The organism is Novosphingobium silvae (assembly GCF_009856825.1).
GTDB classification, from domain to species: Bacteria; Pseudomonadota; Alphaproteobacteria; order Sphingomonadales; family Sphingomonadaceae; genus Novosphingobium; species Novosphingobium silvae.
This window is the reverse complement of the sequence record NZ_WVTD01000001.1, coordinates 536,195-551,595: the sequence shown is the minus strand read 5'-3', so window position 1 is coordinate 551,595 and position 15,401 is coordinate 536,195. Positions and strand designations below refer to the sequence as shown.

The 15,401-nt window shown below is 68.8% G+C and carries 17 protein-coding genes; 4 read left to right on the top strand and 13 right to left on the bottom strand.

The annotated features are described in order from the left end of the window. Positions 1 to 11: 11 nt before the first annotated feature. Complete coding sequence (locus tag GR702_RS02680) at positions 12 to 1,007, bottom strand: adenosine kinase (protein WP_160984377.1); 996 nt, start codon at positions 1,005 to 1,007, stop codon at positions 12 to 14. Between the two features lie 205 nt (positions 1,008 to 1,212). Between GR702_RS02680 and GR702_RS02675 the strand changes: the two genes are divergently transcribed. Further along, positions 1,213 to 1,683: a hypothetical protein gene (locus GR702_RS02675; protein WP_160984376.1), complete on the top strand. Its 471-nt coding sequence runs from the start codon at positions 1,213 to 1,215 to the stop codon at positions 1,681 to 1,683. Between the two features lie 49 nt (positions 1,684 to 1,732). Here GR702_RS02675 and GR702_RS02670 read toward each other — a convergent pair whose 3' ends face one another. Next, entirely contained in the window at positions 1,733 to 2,662 is a 930-nt protein-coding gene (locus tag GR702_RS02670; RefSeq protein ID WP_160984375.1) for a cation diffusion facilitator family transporter, read from the bottom strand. Continuing rightward, a complete protein-coding gene (gene pdxH, locus GR702_RS02665) occupies positions 2,659 to 3,264 on the bottom strand; it encodes a pyridoxamine 5'-phosphate oxidase (protein WP_160984468.1) in 606 nt (201 codons plus the stop codon). Before pdxH ends, GR702_RS02670 begins: the two co-directional genes overlap by 4 nt. 269 nt (positions 3,265 to 3,533) lie before the next feature. Between pdxH and GR702_RS02660 the strand changes: the two genes are divergently transcribed. Genes GR702_RS02660 through fabI form a run of 3 tightly spaced genes read left to right on the top strand, consistent with a single transcriptional unit; the run spans position 3,534 to position 6,251 of the window. Next, entirely contained in the window at positions 3,534 to 4,496 is a 963-nt protein-coding gene (locus tag GR702_RS02660) for a DnaJ C-terminal domain-containing protein (protein ID WP_160984374.1), read from the top strand. After that, positions 4,486 to 5,451 carry a YihY/virulence factor BrkB family protein gene (locus tag GR702_RS02655; RefSeq protein WP_160984373.1) on the top strand — a complete coding sequence of 322 codons (966 nt, stop codon included), beginning with the start codon at positions 4,486 to 4,488 and terminating at the stop codon, positions 5,449 to 5,451. Before GR702_RS02660 ends, GR702_RS02655 begins: the two co-directional genes overlap by 11 nt. Next, complete coding sequence (gene fabI / locus GR702_RS02650) at positions 5,448 to 6,251, top strand: enoyl-ACP reductase FabI (RefSeq protein WP_160984372.1); 804 nt, start codon at positions 5,448 to 5,450, stop codon at positions 6,249 to 6,251. Before GR702_RS02655 ends, fabI begins: the two co-directional genes overlap by 4 nt. A gap of 92 nt (positions 6,252 to 6,343) precedes the next feature. Here fabI and GR702_RS02645 read toward each other — a convergent pair whose 3' ends face one another. The 10 genes from GR702_RS02645 to GR702_RS02600 all read right to left on the bottom strand — a co-directional run bounded on the left by GR702_RS02645 (position 6,344) and on the right by GR702_RS02600 (position 15,068). Continuing rightward, on the bottom strand, positions 6,344 to 7,198 hold the full coding sequence (locus GR702_RS02645) for a sulfite exporter TauE/SafE family protein (protein WP_160984467.1): 855 nt from the start codon (positions 7,196 to 7,198) through the stop codon (positions 6,344 to 6,346). A gap of 148 nt (positions 7,199 to 7,346) precedes the next feature. After that, positions 7,347 to 7,937: a hypothetical protein gene (locus tag GR702_RS02640; RefSeq protein WP_160984371.1), complete on the bottom strand. Its 591-nt coding sequence runs from the start codon at positions 7,935 to 7,937 to the stop codon at positions 7,347 to 7,349. A gap of 179 nt (positions 7,938 to 8,116) precedes the next feature. Beyond that, positions 8,117 to 8,638 (bottom strand): demethoxyubiquinone hydroxylase family protein, encoded by a 522-nt coding sequence (locus tag GR702_RS02635; protein WP_160984370.1) that lies wholly within the window; start codon positions 8,636 to 8,638, stop codon positions 8,117 to 8,119. After that, positions 8,635 to 9,135, bottom strand: coding sequence for a disulfide bond formation protein B (locus GR702_RS02630; RefSeq protein WP_160984369.1), 501 nt, complete (start codon positions 9,133 to 9,135; stop codon positions 8,635 to 8,637). Before GR702_RS02630 ends, GR702_RS02635 begins: the two co-directional genes overlap by 4 nt. Positions 9,136 to 9,149: 14 nt before the next feature. Continuing rightward, complete coding sequence (locus GR702_RS02625) at positions 9,150 to 10,529, bottom strand: S41 family peptidase (protein WP_202407992.1); 1,380 nt, start codon at positions 10,527 to 10,529, stop codon at positions 9,150 to 9,152. 174 nt (positions 10,530 to 10,703) lie between these two features. After that, positions 10,704 to 11,951 (bottom strand): murein hydrolase activator EnvC family protein, encoded by a 1,248-nt coding sequence (locus GR702_RS02620; RefSeq protein WP_337192506.1) that lies wholly within the window; start codon positions 11,949 to 11,951, stop codon positions 10,704 to 10,706. A 52-nt stretch (positions 11,952 to 12,003) separates the two neighbouring features. Next, the gene (locus GR702_RS02615) at positions 12,004 to 12,429 is read right to left on the bottom strand and encodes a 23S rRNA (pseudouridine(1915)-N(3))-methyltransferase RlmH (RefSeq protein WP_160984366.1); all 426 of its coding nucleotides are present in this window, start codon (positions 12,427 to 12,429) and stop codon (positions 12,004 to 12,006) included. A 141-nt stretch (positions 12,430 to 12,570) separates the two neighbouring features. Then, positions 12,571 to 12,981 carry a ribosome silencing factor gene (gene rsfS / locus GR702_RS02610; protein ID WP_202407991.1) on the bottom strand — a complete coding sequence of 137 codons (411 nt, stop codon included), beginning with the start codon at positions 12,979 to 12,981 and terminating at the stop codon, positions 12,571 to 12,573. Between the two features lie 114 nt (positions 12,982 to 13,095). Then, the gene (locus GR702_RS02605) at positions 13,096 to 13,749 is read right to left on the bottom strand and encodes a nicotinate-nucleotide adenylyltransferase (protein WP_160984465.1); all 654 of its coding nucleotides are present in this window, start codon (positions 13,747 to 13,749) and stop codon (positions 13,096 to 13,098) included. A 23-nt stretch (positions 13,750 to 13,772) separates the two neighbouring features. Continuing rightward, positions 13,773 to 15,068 (bottom strand): glutamate-5-semialdehyde dehydrogenase, encoded by a 1,296-nt coding sequence (locus tag GR702_RS02600; RefSeq protein WP_419880279.1) that lies wholly within the window; start codon positions 15,066 to 15,068, stop codon positions 13,773 to 13,775. Positions 15,069 to 15,401 lie beyond the last annotated feature (333 nt).

Here is a 15,401-nt window from a genome sequence, read left to right as displayed (position 1 = left end):
GGCTCCTCGGTTCAGTTCATCCGCTTTGCGACGAAATCCGCAAGGTCGCATTCCGGCCGGGCGCCGTAGTGCGATATGATCTCGCTGGCGCAGATTGCGCCCATTGCAAGGCAATCCGCAAGGCCCTTGCCGCGCACGTGGCCATAGAGGAACCCGGCAGCGAAGAGATCGCCCGCGCCGGTGGTGTCGACCACCTTGTCGATCGGTTGCGCGGCCACTTCGACCCGCTCGCCTCCCGCGATCGCGACCGCGCCGTCCGCACCGCGCGTGACGACGAGAACCGGCACCCGCGCGCTCAGCTGCGCGACGCCATCCTCGAAGGAGGGCTTGCCGGTGAGCGTTGCCATCTCGTGCTCGTTGCAGAACATGATGTCCACCGCGCCGTCATCGATCAGCGACAGGAAGTCGAGCCGGTGCATGTCGATGATGAAGGATTCTGACGGCGTGAAGGCGATCTTGCGTCCTGCGGCGCGTGCCGCGGCGATCGCCTTGCGCATGGCCGCGCGCGGCTCGACCGGGTCCCACAGGTATCCCTCGAGGTAGAGCACGGCCGCGTCGGCGATCATGCCTTCGTCCACCATGTCCTCGGACAGGAGGTGCGATGCGCCCAGGAACGTGTTCATGGTGCGCTGCCCGTCGGGCGTCACGAAGATGAGGCAACGCGCGGTCGGCGTCTCGCCCGCGCGGGGCGGCACCGAGAACGCGATGCCGGCGGCGTGGATGTCATGGGTGAAGACCTCGCCCAGCTGGTCCGCGGCGACCTGGCCGACGAACCCGCACTTGGCGCCCAGCGCGGCGAGGCCCGCCAGCGTATTGGCCGCCGAACCGCCCGAAACCTCGCGCCCGGGGCCCATCGCGGCATACAGCGTGCGCGCCTGCTCGGCATCGATCAGCTGCATGCCGCCGTGGGTGAGGCCGAGTTCGTCGATCAGGGTTTCGGGGCAATGGGCGATGACGTCGATGATGGCATTGCCGATGGCGATGACGTCCAGCTTGGGTTGCGTCATGAGGGGCGTAAGATCCTTCGGATAAGAGCGGTATTCCCTGCGCCTAGCCTGCGCGGCGCGAAGGGACAAGGTTCACAGCGGAAGCAGGGTCTGCGGATGTACGGCCCCTGCCCGGACGCCCCTGACCTGCATTCGCCGCAATCAGGCGCATGTCCGGCGAAGGAGCGTTGACTCGCCCGGTGCGCCGCGCGATGTCGCCTGGACCATGTTCACGACCGTCACCGGCCCTGCCCGCCCGTCAAGCAGCCTCCGCCGCGTTCTTTCCGTCTCGCTCGCGCTGGGCCTGGCGATGGCGCTCGCGGCCTGCTCCTCGGGCAGCGGCGGCGTGGCGAGCGCGCCCCGGCCGCCCAAGCGCACCTCCGCCGTTCCTCCGGTGCGCCAGCCCACGCGAACCACGCCCCGCGATGCCGCCGTGCAGAACGTGCCGGGCCTGGAAGGCGTGATCGGCGCCAGCCAAAGCCAGCTGGTGCGCCTTTTCGGCGAGCCGCGCCTCGACGTGTGGGAGGGAGACGCGCGCAAGCTGCAGTTCACCGGGACGGCCTGCGTGCTCGACGTGTTCCTCTATCCCAGCACCAGTTCCAAGGAGCCGCGCGCCAGCTATGTCGATGCCCGCCGCTCCTCCGACGGACAGGACGTGGACCGCGCCGCCTGCGTGGGAGCGCTCAAGGGAAAGTGAGCACGCCCGCTTTCTCAGGGCAGATGAAGACCGGCAAGGCGCTGCGGCGCTAGTTCACGCGGATCGGCGGCAGCACGTCCTTGCCCGCCGGTCCTGCCTCGTCAACGAGCCCTTCGGGATCGGTGTGGATGAGGATTTCGGCGTCGGGAAAGGCGCCGCGCAGCGACGCTTCGATCCCCGCCATTACCCGGTGCGCCTCGCGCACGGTCATCTCCGGGTGGACCCAGATGTGGAACTGCACGAAGTCGCGGTTGCCCGAAGTGCGCGTGCGCAGGTCATGGACGCCGCTGATGTTGGGGTCGGTGGCCAGGATGTCGAGCAGCACGCTCTTCTTCTGTGGCGGCCATTCGTGGTCCATCAGCTGGTCGATGACCTGTTCGGACGCGCTCCACCCGCTCCACCCCAGCCACAAGGCGATGCCGAGACCGAACAGCGGGTCCGCTTGGGGCAGGCCGATGTAGCCGTCCAGCACGAGGGCGGCGATCACCGCCACGTTCAGCAGCAGGTCCGACTGGTAGTGGACGCTGTCGGTGGTGATCGCGAGGCTTCGGGTGCGGCGCACGACATGCTTCTGCCAGGCGATCAGCGCGCCGGTCACCACGATCGCCGCGATCGAGGCGCCGATGCCTTCGTGCGCAGCCTCCACCCGGTGGCCGACGAAGAGCTGTTCCACCGCCCGCGCGCCGATGGCCAGCGCCGAGATGGAGATCAGCACGATCTGGAACAGCGCGGCGATAGCTTCGGCCTTGCCGTGGCCGAAGCTGTGCTTGTCGTCCGCAGGCTGGGCGGCGATCCACACGCCGACGAGAGTGGCGACGCTGGCGACAAGGTCGAGCACCGTGTCGGCAAGACTGCCCAGCATTGCCGTGGAGCCGGTGGACCAGGCCGCATAGCCCTTGATCGCCAGCAGCAGGCACGCCGCCGCGATGCTCGCCAGCGCGGCGCTGCGGTTGAGCCGGGCCGCCTCGGGTGCGCTCACGGGTAGAGCAGCGTGCTGGCCCACCCTTCGGGCCCGTGCTCGAAGCGGCGGCGTTCGTGCAGGCGATAGGGGCGGTCGTGCCAGAACTCGATGGCGAGCGGGCGCACGCGCCAGCCGCTCCAGTGCGCCGGCCGCTCCACCTGGGCACCGGCGAAGCGGCTGCGCGCCTCCTCGTACCGCGTGAGGAAGGTGGCGCGCGTATCGAGCGTGGAGGACTGGTCGGAGGCAACGGCGCCCAGCTGCGAATCGCGTGCGCGCGAATGGAAATAGGCATCCGCCTCGGCCGGGCTCACCGGCGAGACGGGACCCTCGATGCGGATCTGACGGCGCAGGCTTTTCCAATGGAACAGGAGGGCGACGTTCGGGTTGGCGGCAAGCTCGCGGCCCTTGCGGCTGCGGCCATTGGTATAGAACACAAAGCCGTCGGGTCCGTGGCCCTTGAGGAGCACCATGCGGACCGAAGGCAGCCCGTCGGGTGTCGCGGTGGCAAGCGCCATCGCGTTCGAATCCTCCTCCAGCGGCCGCGCCTCATCGTACCACTGCGCGAACAGGGCGAAGGGGTCGCCGTGCGGGATCACCTCACGCAGCTGCTCGGCGTCGATGGCGGAAGGGGCATCGGTGGGGGAGGATGTGGACACGGGTCTGGACTGCCTTGCGATTGGTTAGGAATGGCCTCGCCTGCCGCCGCCGCCCGAACCTCGCCTTGATCGGGAACAACGGACGCGAGGCGCGGGCCATGCCGCGACGGGGTAGGAAACCCTGGCCCCTCCCGCAAGTTGCCCGCGACTAGCGACAATCGCGATGCCCCCGTTCCTCCCCCTTATCGTCAGGCTTGTCCAAATGCCCGCCGCAACCTAGCTAGGCAGTCATTATGGCAGCAGATCCCTATTCCATACTTGGCGTGTCGCGCGGCGCGAGCGAGAAGGACATCAAGTCCGCCTACCGCAAGCTTGCGAAGGAGCTGCACCCGGACACCAACAAGGACAATCCTCGCGCGGCCGAGCGCTTCAGCGAAGTGACCCGCGCCTACGACCTGCTTTCCGACAAGGCCAAGCGCGCCCAGTTCGATCGCGGCGAGATCGACGCAGAGGGCAATCCCGCCGGTCCGTTCGGCGGCGGCTTCGGCGGCGGGGGCTTCGGGGGTGGCCACGGCGGCCAGCGCGGTTTCGGCGGCGGCTTCGGAGCCGAGGATGGCATCGACATCGAGGACATCTTCGGCGGCATCTTCGGAGGCGGCCGTGCCGCCGGGATGGGCGGCGGCATGGGTGGCAGCGGGCCGGGAGGACGCAGCCGTGCGGCCCCGCGCGGCGCCAACGTCAACTATCGCCTTTCGGTCTCGCTGACGGACGCGGCCGAGCTGAAACCGCAGCGGATCACCCTGTCGGATGGCAAGACCATCGACCTCAAGCTTCCCGCAGGGCTTGAGGACGGCACGCAGATGCGCCTTTCGGGCAAGGGCGAGCCGGGACCGGGCGGGGCGGGCGATGCCATCGTCACGCTGCAGATCCAGCCGCACGCCTTTTTCCGCCAGGACGGCGACGACCTGCGGCTCGACCTGCCGATCACGCTGGACGAGGCGCTTGGCGGAGCGAAGGTCAAGGCGCCCACGGCGTCCGGCGCGGTCATGCTCTCGGTCCCTGCGCATGCCAGCTCGGGCAAGGTGCTGCGCCTCAAGGGCCGCGGCATGACGCGCAAGGACGGCAGCCGGGGCGACCAGCTCATCACGCTCCAGATCGTCCTTCCCGAGGGCGATACCGAGGCGGGACGCGATCTCGTCGCGCGGCTCGAGGGCTGGAGCGACGGCCGCGACGTGCGCGGCAAGCTTGGCGTCTGAAGCCCATAGCGAGCCGCTGAGGCAGAAGCTTCGCCGCAAGGCGGGCCCGGGCACGCGCTTCTTCCGCGTCGTCATGCGCGTGGTGGGGGGAACCTGGGACGACGGCTTCATCCATGCGGGCAACCTTGCCTACATGTCGCTGCTCTCGCTGTTTCCCTTCTTCATCGCCCTTGCCGCGATCCTCTCGGTGCTGGGCGAGCAGGACCAGATGGGCGCCTCTATCGATGCGATCCTGCGCGCACTCCCTCCGCGCGTGGGAGACGTGCTGCGCCCGGTCGCCCACGATGTCGCCGCGGCTCGGCACGGCTGGCTGCTCTGGATCGGCGGGCTGCTGGGCATGTGGACCGCGGGCAGCCTGATAGAGACCATCCGCGACATCCTCCACCGCGCCTATGACGTGAAGAAGCGCCCGCGCTTCTGGCGTTCGCGCCTGGTGTCGAGCGCGGTGATCTTCGGGTCGGTGCTGCTGCTGCTCGTCTCCCTCTCCTCGCAGGTCCTCCTCTCCACCGCCGAGACCGTGATCGCCACGCTGTTCCCGCGGCTGGGCAGCATGGCCGAGCAGATTGCCCTGTCGACCGCGATGAGCGGCGCGGGCATCTTCGTGTCGATCTACATGATATTCTACCTGCTCACCCCCCACGCCTACCAGAAGAGGCGCTATGCCAAATGGCCGGGCGCGGCGTTCGTCACGCTGTGGTGGCTGCTGGTCGCATGGGCGCTGCCCAAGGTGTTGCAGACATTCCTCATGTACGATCTGACCTACGGAAGCCTCGCCGGGGTGATGATCGCGCTTTTCTTTTTCTGGCTTGTCGGACTAGGGATGGTCATAGGCGCCGAACTCAATGCGGCGCTCGCGCAGGCGAACGAGGAAGGACCCCTTCCCGGGAGCCTCGCCACGGCGGCCCGGGGCACCCGGGGGCCGAACGATGAAAGTGTTACAGGAAGAAACGAATGACCGGTCTGATGCACGGTAAGCGCGGGTTGATCATGGGCCTGGCGAACGACAAGTCGCTGGCCTGGGGAATCGCCAAGAAACTGCACGAACAGGGCGCCGAGCTCGCCTTCTCCTACCAGGGCGATGCGCTGGCCAAGCGGGTGAGGCCCCTGGCCGAGAGCCTTGGCAGCGATTTCCTCATCGATTGCGACGTCTCCGACATGGCCGCGCTCGACGCCGCCTTTGCCGAGATCGAGCAGCGCTGGGGCAAGCTCGACTTCGTGGTTCACGCCATCGGCTTCTCGGACAAGAACGAGCTGCGCGGCAAGTACGTCGATACCAGCCTCGACAACTTCCTGATGACGATGAACATCTCCGCCTACAGCCTCGTCGCCGTCACCAGGCGCGCGGTGCCGCTGATGGCCGAAGGCGGCTCGATCGTGACGCTGACCTACTACGGCGCCGAAAAGGTCGTGCCGCACTACAACGTCATGGGCGTCGCCAAGGCCGCGCTCGAGACATCGGTGAAGTACCTTGCCAATGACCTGGGTCCGCTGGGCATCCGCGTGAACTCGATTTCGGCAGGCCCCATCAAGACGCTGGCCGCCAGCGGCATCGGCGACTTCCGCTACATCCTCAAGTGGAACGAGCTGAACTCGCCGCTGCGTCGTAACGTGACGATCGAGGACGTGGGCGGCGCCGGTCTCTACCTGCTGTCCGACCTGTCCTCCGGCGTCACCGGCGAGACCCATCATGTCGACTGCGGCTACCACGTGGTAGGCATGAAGCAGGAAGACGCGCCCGACATCGCGCTCGCCTGAGCCCGGCACGGCATACGCGAAAAAGGGCCGGAAGGATTGCTCCTCCGGCCCTTTTTCGTGGCCGACCTCGCGGGTGCGCGCGGAGCGTATCCTCAGCGCGTGCCTTGCGCCCGCTCCGGCGCGATCGCCTCCACTTTCACCTTCTCGGGCGCATAGGCCTTCACGAAAAGCTGCCATGAGGACACCGCGAGCACGGCCGCCAGCAGCGGCTGCAGCACCCGGTCGGGCGCATGCGAGGACAGGTAGCTGCCCGCCACGACGCCCGGGATCGAGCCGATCAAAAGGTTCGTCAGCAGCGCTGCGTCCACGTCGCCCATGATCCAGTGGCCCGTGCCCGCGATCAGCGCCAGCGGCACGGCGTGGGTGATGTCAGAACCGACGATGCGAGCCATCTGCAAGCGCGGATAGAGCATCAGCAGCACTGTCACGCCAATCGCGCCTGCGCCCACCGAGGAGACCGACACCGCCGCTCCGATCAGCGCGCCGAGCACCACGGTCCCGCCAACCACTCGCCTGCGCGAGCGGATCGCATCGAAGTCATGCGCATGGCGGAACAGCCACTTGCGCCCGGCGACCGCAATCGCCGTAAGCGCCAGGAGGCAGGCAAGGGCAACGAGGATGACGTGCTCGGCCGACTGTCCGATCCTGCCCACCCAGGCCAGCGCGGCGAGCGTCGCCAGAGCGGCGGGGATGCTGCCGGCGGCAAGGCGGCGCACGATCCCCCAGTCGACCGTCTCGCGCGAGCCATGGACGGTGGATCCCGCGATCTTCGTGATCGCCGCGAACAGCAGATCGGTGCCCACGGCCGTCTTTGCGCTTACACCGAACATCAGCACCAGCAGCGGGGTCATCAGCGAACCGCCGCCCACACCCGTCAATCCCACCAGCGCGCCCACGAGCAGCCCGGCCGCGGCGTGCAAGATATCGATCGAACCCATCACGACCATCGCGTCCCTCACCCATGCGCCCGCTTGAACCGCGCGACAGCGAATGAGCGCATCCGGCCAGCGCGGGCAAGCGGGTTACGGTTTCAGGGTGCGAAGCAGGGCTTGCGATCCGGTCGAGCGTGCGAAAGGCCCACCGCTGCGCCTGCCCTTACTGTCCCTGCGAGGTCGATGGGCTGGAGGCTGGCGCGGCAGCGGCGTCCTCTGCCGCCGCCTGTTCGGCAGCCTGGCGCTGGCGCTGCTCGAAGTAGGCCTTCTCAGCCTCTTCCACGCGCGCCTGCTGCTCGGCGGCATCGGTATCGATGGTGGAGAGCCGCTTCTCCCGCTCCGCCGCGATCAGTTCGCCAAAGCGCACCTCCGACCCGTTCGCGCGCTCGGCATATGCCTTGTCGATCAGGCTCTGGGTGCAGCCCAGCGAACCGCCCGGGCCGACCGGCGAACAGCTGAGGTTGCCGAAGGCGCCCACGGTTTCATAGGCCTGCACCTTGTTCGTCCACGCATCGGCCTGAGGCTGGTCGATCCCGCGCAGCGGCTCGGGGATGCGATAGCGCTCCTCTTCCGGCTTGCGCGCGCAGACGGTGATCTCGCCGCCGGTGGAAGCAGGGCAGGCATCGTCGCCATAGACGATGAGCTGGTTGACCCTTTCGTCGCCGTTGCCTTGCGCGGATTGGTCCTGCGCAAAGGCAGGCACGCCCGCAAGCAGGAGGGCGGCCATTGCGGCGAGGGTCGGACGGCGGGTCATCGCAGGGCTCCAGTGCTTCTGTTCGGCAAGTTTCAGCCGCGGTATAGGGCGCTCCCGGCTTGAACGATAGCTTAAGCGCAGGAGCTCATTTCACAAACCCGTCCACGCACGGAATCGTTCCGCCGGGCGCATGCTGTCGTGCGGGGCTGCAGGCGACGGCCCGCCCGGAGCCCGGTCGCCTAGATACGTTCGGACAGCTTGATCGCCACCCGGCAGCCCATGCGGATCGCGTGGAAGAGCAGCGGATAGGCCGGTGCCTTCTCGGCCCCTGCCGCGAGCGCCGCGTCACGGTGCTCGCGCTCGTCGTCGCGGAATTCGCGGATCACTTCGCCAAGCTCGGGATCGTCGCTGCCGAGTTCCTCGATCTGCTGGGTATAGTGCCGGTCGATCTCGGTCTCCACCGCGGCCGTGCAGGCCATGGCCGCCTCGGGACCGATCAGCGCCGTCGCCGCGCCCAGCGCATAGCCCGCGACGGACCAGACCGGCTGCAGGAGCGTGGGGCGAACCCGGCGGGCCGCGATCATCGCATCGAAGCGGGACTGGTGGTCGGCTTCCTGCGCGGCCATGGCAGCGATCTCGGCCGAGAGCGGCGCGCGCGTGCCCATGACGGCAAGCTGCCCGGCATAGATGCGCGTGGCCCCGTATTCCCCGGCCTGGTCGACGCGCAGCATCCGCTCGCTGCGCTGCTTGGTGCTATTCATCGCTTGGCCTTTCCGCCAGAGTTGCCCGATGCCGCAAGCAGGCCGAACACGGCCAGCGCCCCGGCTGTCGAGAACAGGAAGTTCCATCCCGCCAGCGAGATCCCGAACAGGTCCCAGGGCGATACGTCGCAGCGGATGACGGGTGCCTTGAGGATCGCTTCCAGCGGATCGCCGCCCGCCGCCAGCGGGCTTGCGGTGCAGGCGGTCATGCCTTCCCACCAGCCGTACTCCACCCCCGCATGGAAGCCGCCGATGAGCCCGGAGACGAGCGCGGCGAGCGCGGCCACGGCCACCAGCGGGCGCACCGGACGCCAGAAGAAGGCGAGCGCCGCCAGTGGGATCGCCAGCATGTGCGGGTAGCGCTGCCACCAGCACATTTCGCAGGGATGGAGCCCGAAGAGGTACTCGCTCGCCAGCGCGCCGCCGAGCAGCCCAGTCGGCACCAGGAGAGCGATCCAGCGCGCGGCGCGCACCGGGACGGCGACGGGGACGGCCATGCCGGGGACGGCCGTCAACGCTTGCCGGTGGGAGACGCCGCCGCCGCCAGCGCGGGTTTTCCGGCCGTGCGCTGCAGCGTCGAGATCGCATAGCTAAGCTGGAAATCCTTGATGCCCTGCCTCTCGAGCTCGGCGGCGGTCATCTTGAAACGCGGATCGTCGATCTTGTCGGTCTCCAGATCCTTGTCCTTTAGCGAGGCCTCGTTGATCAGGTGGCCGCGAAGATCGGATTCGCGCACCGCTCGCTCCGCCCGGGCGCGGGCGTCGGGATCGGAAAGCTGGGGCACCTTGATGTCGGGCACGATGCCGCCTTCCTGCACGGAATGGCCGGCCGGGGTGAAGTAGCGCGCGGTGGTGAGCTTGACCGCGCTTTCGTTGTCGAGCGGCAGGAAGGTCTGCACCGAGCCCTTGCCGAAAGTGCGCTCGCCCATGACGACCGCGCGCTTCTGGTCCTGCAGCGCACCGGCGACGATTTCCGAAGCGGACGCCGAGCCCGCATCCACCAGCACCACCACCGGCAGGCCCTTGGCCGCATCGCCGCGGAACATCGATTCGGCGCGGTAGAACTGGTTCTCGCTGGCATTGCGGCCGCGCTGCGAGACGATGTCGCCCTTTTCCAGGAAGAGGTCTGAAAGGGCCACCGCCTCGTCCAGCGAGCCGCCCGGGTTCGAGCGCAGGTCCAGCACGATCCCTGCGAGCTTGCCGCCGGTCTTGAGCGCAGCCTGCTTCTTGAGGTCGGTCAGCGCGTTGTTCACGTCGTTGCCCACATCGCGCGAGAACTCGTTCACCGAAATCACGCCCACGCCGTCCTTCAGCTCCCAGGTGACCGGCTCGAGCTCGATGACGCCGCGCGTCACGGTGACGTCGAAAGGCTCGTCGCGGCCCTGGCGGAAGATCGTCAGCCGGATCGAGGTTCCGGCCGCGCCGCGCATCTTCGACACGGCCTCGTCCAGATCGCGCTCGTAATAGAGCACGCCGTCGAGGTGGGTGATGTAGTCGCCGGCCTTGAGCCCTGCCTTCTCGGCCGGGCTGCCCTTGAACGGCGAGATGATCTTCACCGCGCCCTCGTCCTCAATCACGGAGAGGCCGAGGCCGGTATACTTGCCGTCGATCATCGTCTCCAGCCGCTGGAGCGAGGGACCGTCGAGATAGTTCGAGTGGGGATCGAGGCTGGCCAGCATCCCGTCGATCGCGCCCTTGAGCAGCTTGTCGTCGTCCACCTGGTCGACATAGTTCTCCTTCACGATCTCGTAGATGGTGAAGAGCTTGTCGAACTCGTGCGCGGCGCGGGTATCGACTGCGGCGAGCCCCGAGGTCGCTGCGGGCAGCACGGCCACGGCGGAAACCAGCAGCGCGGCCTTGAGGAATGCAGCGGGACGGAACGGGGTCTTCATCGGCGACTCTTTCAACGTCATCCGGCGGCGCGGCCGGTCAGGGTTCGGGCCCATCCTATCGCCCCGGCGCGGTGAACGCCAGCGGAACGGGGCCCCGTGCTTTAATGCTCGTGCCCTCATATGGGTGCGATCGCGGGACTGGAAAGGGCAGGTTCCACGTGAAACATCGCCGCGTCAGAGCGAACGGACGAATTGGAGCGGGTTCACCGGCTCGCCCTCGCGCCGAAGCTCGACCATGACGCGGGGTGCGCGGGGCCCAGCGTTGCCGATCGGCGATCCCGCAAGGACGCCCTCCCCGACCTGTACGTCAAGCTTGGCCAGGCCGGTGACGAGCGAGGTCCAGCCGCCTTCGTGCTGGATGATGACGATCCGGTCGTAGCCGCGATAGGGCCCGGCAAAGGCCACCCGGCCCGGCGCGGGAGACACCGCCTGCGCCATGGGGCGCGGCGCCAGCACCAGCCCCGCCGAGCGCGACTGGCCGGGCGCATCCTCGCCGAACCCGGTGACCAGACGGCCGGTCACGGGCAGGATATAGGCGGGGAGCCCCTGTGGCGGCGGCACGAACTGCGCGGCGGCGGGCACTCGCGCTTCCTCGGGCCGAAGAGGCCGCGCGATGGGTCCGGGCAGTGCGCCAAGCTGCGCGCGCAATTGTCCCTGCCGCCCCATTTCCTTCACCAGCGCTCCAAGATCGCGGGCCTTTTCCGCCAGCGCGAGAGCGCGGTCCCCTTCGCGCGCGGCGATCCCGGTCGCTTCCCGCCCGTCGAGCCGCTGGCGGGTTTCAAGCGCGGTCAGGTGCCGCCGGCGCTGGCGCATCTGTTCCTGCGCAGCGCCGAGCGCGGCGGCGGCGGCGCGCGCCTGCCCTTCCAGCGCGCGGCCTCGCTCGATCGCCTGCCGCAGACCGGCGGTGCGCCGCTCCACCTCGGGCAGCATGGTGTCGAGCATGGCGCGCATGTAGACCGCATCACGTACCGAGCCCGGGCGCAGCAGGGCCAGCAATGGTGGCCGCCGCGAAAGGCGCTGGAGAGCCCCGGTCAGCGCCGCGAGCGGACCCTGCCGCTCGGCAAGCTGCGCGCGCAGGCCCGCGCGCTGCGAGGCGATGAGCTGCATCCGGGCACGCTGCGCCGCAATGGCGGCCTCGGTTTCCTGGATGCGCGCTGCCACCGCAGCCGCTTCGCGCGCGGTGCTTTCAGCAGCTTTTGTAACCTGCCGGGCGCGCTGCTCCAGGGTTTCGGCCCGCTTGCGCGCAGCCGCGCCTTCCGCTTGCGCCGCGCGCATATCGGCCCGCGCCCGTCGGGCGTCGAGCGCGGGATCGAGCACGGCAAGCGTGTTCCCCTGCAGGGACGCCTGCGAAGTCGCCTGCGTGGCGAGCACCGCGGCAGCGCAGGCCGTAAGCAACAGGAAAGTGCGGGGACGAGGCTTCACGGCACTCGGACTAGGACAGCCGCGACCCATCGGGAAGAGGTTTTGCTTGGGCCTACCCCGAGCGATGATAGGGATGCCCGGCAAGGATGGCGGTGGCGCGCCAGAGCTGTTCGGCCAGCATGGCGCGCGCCATCAGGTGAGGCCAGGTCATGCGGCCGAAGCACAGGAGATGGTCTGCACGGGCGCGGGCTTCCTCGCCGTGTCCGTCCGCAGCGCCGATGAGGAAGCGGCATTCGCGCACTCCCTCGTCACGCCAGCGGCCGAGCAGCGCGGCGAACTCCTCGGAGCTCATCGCCTTGCCCCGCTCGTCCATCAGGACATCGCGGCTGGGCGTCTGCGCGGGCGGCGGGACCTTGCCACCCACGTCGGGCAATTCGCTGTGGCGAAACGGCCATGTGATTCGCCGGGCATAGCGGTCGAGCAGCTCCCCTTCGGGCGAGCGGGCGATCTTGCCGCGGGCGATGATGTGGAGAAGCATCGTGGAATGCGAAGCCGCACGAAGGACGCGTTCCGGGAAAGCGCTGCGATCCCGGCGCGGTTCGTGTCGCGAGGGCACCCGGCGCGCCTTGCGGAGACAGGCTCCGGCGCCGGGCTCATCCTCTGCGCGGCGGCGCCGGCCTCAGGCCGCGCCGGATGGTCCGTCGAAGCCCCACATCCTTTCCAGGTTGTAGAAGCTGCGCACTTCCGGACGGAAGAGGTGCACGACCACGCCGCCTGCGTCGATCAGGACCCAGTCGGCGGCCGGAAGACCTTCGATGCGCGGGTGGCCGAAACCGCCCTGCTTGAGGCGTTCGCCCAGCTTCTGCGCCATCGCGGCGACCTGGCGGGTGGAACGGCCCGAGCCGATCACCATGAAATCGGCGATGCTCGACTTGCCCTCGAGGTCGATGACGACGAGTTCCTGCACCTGGTCGTCGTCCAGCGACTGGAGGACGAGGGCCAGAAGCGGATCGTCGCTGTGGACGGAGGCGTTCTGGGCCGGGAGGGGCGTTGCGCCGGTAGGGGCCGGCTGTATCTGTGCCTGTGGCATCTTAGTTGGTGTCTGCTCCTTTCAGCGATCGCCCGCGCACGACGAAAACCGCCGCGTCTGGATCGATCGTGTGCTCGATGTGCCGGTTGCGCAGGAAAGGGGCCGCAAGGCCGCTCACTCTGCCGTTCCCGGAATGGTGCGGTGCGTGACTGCATCCCGCGAAGATCGCTTTACTGATCTTCGTGCCCAGTCCGGATCGGCCTGGCGTATCGCCGTTGCCGACCGCGTATCGGGGTCGAATCGCAATGTCACTAGCGCGGGTGCGCTCCACCTTTCCGGGTCGCGAAGACTGGTCACGGGCTTCCGGTGGCGGCCCAGCCAGGCCATCGCGGGGCTCGCGAGGGCAACGCCATCATACCCCGGACGGGCGATCACCGCAATCGGCATGATCCGCGCGATCGTCCGCCAGTCTTTCCAGCGGTGCAGCTGGGCGAGATTGTCGGCCCCCATGAGCCAGACGAAGCGGCGTTTCGGGTAGCGGCGCAAGAGTGCCCGCAGCGTGTCGACCGTGTAGCGGGTGCCGAGTTCACGCTCGATGGCGGTCACCCGGATTCGCGACCGCCGCGCCTGCCGCCTGGCCGATTCGACCCGTGTGGCAAGCGGCGCCATGCCCTTTGCGGGCTTCAGCGGATTGCCGGGCGATACCAGCCACCACGCCTCGTCCAGCGCCAGCGCCTTCATCGCGAACAGGGTGATGCGCCGGTGCCCGCCATGGGCCGGGTTGAAGCTGCCGCCAAGCAGGCCGACCGCCCCTCCCGCGCGCCGCATCCCGGCATGAACCATGCGGGCGGTCAGGGCCGCGCCTGCCCCGAGCCGCGCACCTGCCACTTGTAGGTGGTGAGGCCTTCGAGCGCGACCGGGCCCCGTGCGTGAAGCCGGCCGGTCGCGATGCCGATCTCGGCGCCGAGGCCGAACTCGCCCCCGTCGGCGAACTGGCTGGACGCGTTGACCATGACGATGGCGCTGTCGACCTCGTCGAGGAAGCGCTCGGCCGCCTCGCCGTCCGCGGTCACGATCGCGTCGGTATGGTGCGAGGAATGCGCCGCGATGTGTTCCAGCGCCGGCTCGATCCCGTCCACCACCGCCACCGAGAGCACGGCATCGAGGTACTCGGTGTCCCAGTCCTCGTCGCTCGCCGTGCCGATTCGCGGGTCGAGCGCCTGCGCGCGCGCGTCGCCGCGCAGTTCGCAGCCCGCATCGAGCAGCGCGGCGACCACCGCCTCGCTGGCGGGGAACTGGGTGTCGAGCAGCAGCGTCTCCATCGCCCCGCAGATCCCGGTCCGCCGCATCTTGGCGTTGAGCGCGAGGTTGCGGGCCATCTCCGGATCGGCGGCGGCGTGGATGTAGGTGTGGCAGATCCCGTCGAGATGGGCGAGCACGGGCACCCGCGCATCGGCCTGCACCCGCGCGACCAGGCTCTTGCCCCCGCGCGGCACGATCATGTCGATAAGCCCGGCCGCGGTGAGCATGGCGCCCACCACGGCGCGGTCCTGCGTGGGAACGAGCTGGATGGCGGCCGCCGGGATGCCTTCGCTCTCCAGCCCCGCCACGAGCGCTGCGTGGATGGCATGGTTGGAGTGCAGCGCCTCGCTACCGCCGCGCAGCAGCACCGCGTTGCCCGACCGCAGGCAGAGCGCCGCCGCGTCCGCCGTGACGTTGGGCCGGCTTTCGTAGATGATGCCGATCAGGCCGATCGGGATCCGCACGCGCGAAAGCCGCAGGCCGTTGGGCCTCTCGGCGGCGGAGATTACCTCGCCCACCGGATCGGGAAGAGCGGCGACCTGCTCCAACGCATCGGCAATGCCCTGCAGGCGAACCTCATCGAGCCGCAGCCGGTCGAGCAGCGCCGCGGAAAGGCCTTTCGCCTGGCCTGCGGCGATGTCCTGCGCGTTGGCGGCAAGGATGTCGCCATGGGCGGAGCGCAGCGCGGCGGCGGCGGCACGCAGCGCCTGTGCCTTGCGGTCCGGCGACAGGCGGGCGAGCACGCGCTGTGCGGCCCGTCCATCCTTCGCCAGCCGCGCGACGAGCGCCTCGGGGGTTTCCTGAACGGCCTGTGTGCCTGCCGCGTCGCCGGGATTGCTCTGCATGTCCATGGCGCCGGGCTAGCACCGGCACGCGGCCTTGTCACCGCCCGGCAGGGATGGCGAGTCTGTCTTGCGAACGTCACCTTGTGCTCAAAGGACGGTCGCATTCTGGCAGTTCGACGCAGGCACGAAACGGCTCGTTCCGGTGCTGAAAATGACAAACCGAGTTATATCCCTCAACTCGCCGCTGGTTCCTCCCGGCTCGACCTGATTCCGCACGGTCGCGGGGCGAGTCGATTCGCCAACGCGAATGCCGGCTGCTAGCGGGCACATCCGGGACTGAGACATAGAATCCAAGCGGGGTCGTTTTGTTATCCACATCAGCCGGGGCGCTCC

Excerpts from the sequence above, each read along its gene's own strand:
- GR702_RS02680 (WP_160984377.1), bottom strand. The coding sequence starts at position 1,007 with ATGACGCAACCCAAGCTGGACGTCATCGCCATCGGCAATGCCATCATC.
- GR702_RS02675 (WP_160984376.1), top strand. The coding sequence starts at position 1,213 with ATGTTCACGACCGTCACCGGCCCTGCCCGCCCGTCAAGCAGCCTCCGC.
- GR702_RS02660 (WP_160984374.1), top strand. The coding sequence starts at position 3,534 with ATGGCAGCAGATCCCTATTCCATACTTGGCGTGTCGCGCGGCGCGAGC.
- fabI (WP_160984372.1), top strand. The coding sequence starts at position 5,448 with ATGACCGGTCTGATGCACGGTAAGCGCGGGTTGATCATGGGCCTGGCG.
- GR702_RS02645 (WP_160984467.1), bottom strand. The coding sequence starts at position 7,198 with ATGGTCGTGATGGGTTCGATCGATATCTTGCACGCCGCGGCCGGGCTG.
- GR702_RS02640 (WP_160984371.1), bottom strand. The coding sequence starts at position 7,937 with ATGACCCGCCGTCCGACCCTCGCCGCAATGGCCGCCCTCCTGCTTGCG.
- GR702_RS02635 (WP_160984370.1), bottom strand. The coding sequence starts at position 8,638 with ATGAATAGCACCAAGCAGCGCAGCGAGCGGATGCTGCGCGTCGACCAG.
- GR702_RS02630 (WP_160984369.1), bottom strand. The coding sequence starts at position 9,135 with ATGGCCGTCCCCGTCGCCGTCCCGGTGCGCGCCGCGCGCTGGATCGCT.
- GR702_RS02625 (WP_202407992.1), bottom strand. The coding sequence starts at position 10,529 with ATGAAGACCCCGTTCCGTCCCGCTGCATTCCTCAAGGCCGCGCTGCTG.
- GR702_RS02615 (WP_160984366.1), bottom strand. The coding sequence starts at position 12,429 with ATGCTTCTCCACATCATCGCCCGCGGCAAGATCGCCCGCTCGCCCGAA.
- rsfS (WP_202407991.1), bottom strand. The coding sequence starts at position 12,981 with ATGCCACAGGCACAGATACAGCCGGCCCCTACCGGCGCAACGCCCCTC.
- GR702_RS02605 (WP_160984465.1), bottom strand. The coding sequence starts at position 13,749 with ATGCGGCGCGCGGGAGGGGCGGTCGGCCTGCTTGGCGGCAGCTTCAAC.
- GR702_RS02600 (WP_419880279.1), bottom strand. The coding sequence starts at position 15,068 with ATGCAGAGCAATCCCGGCGACGCGGCAGGCACACAGGCCGTTCAGGAA.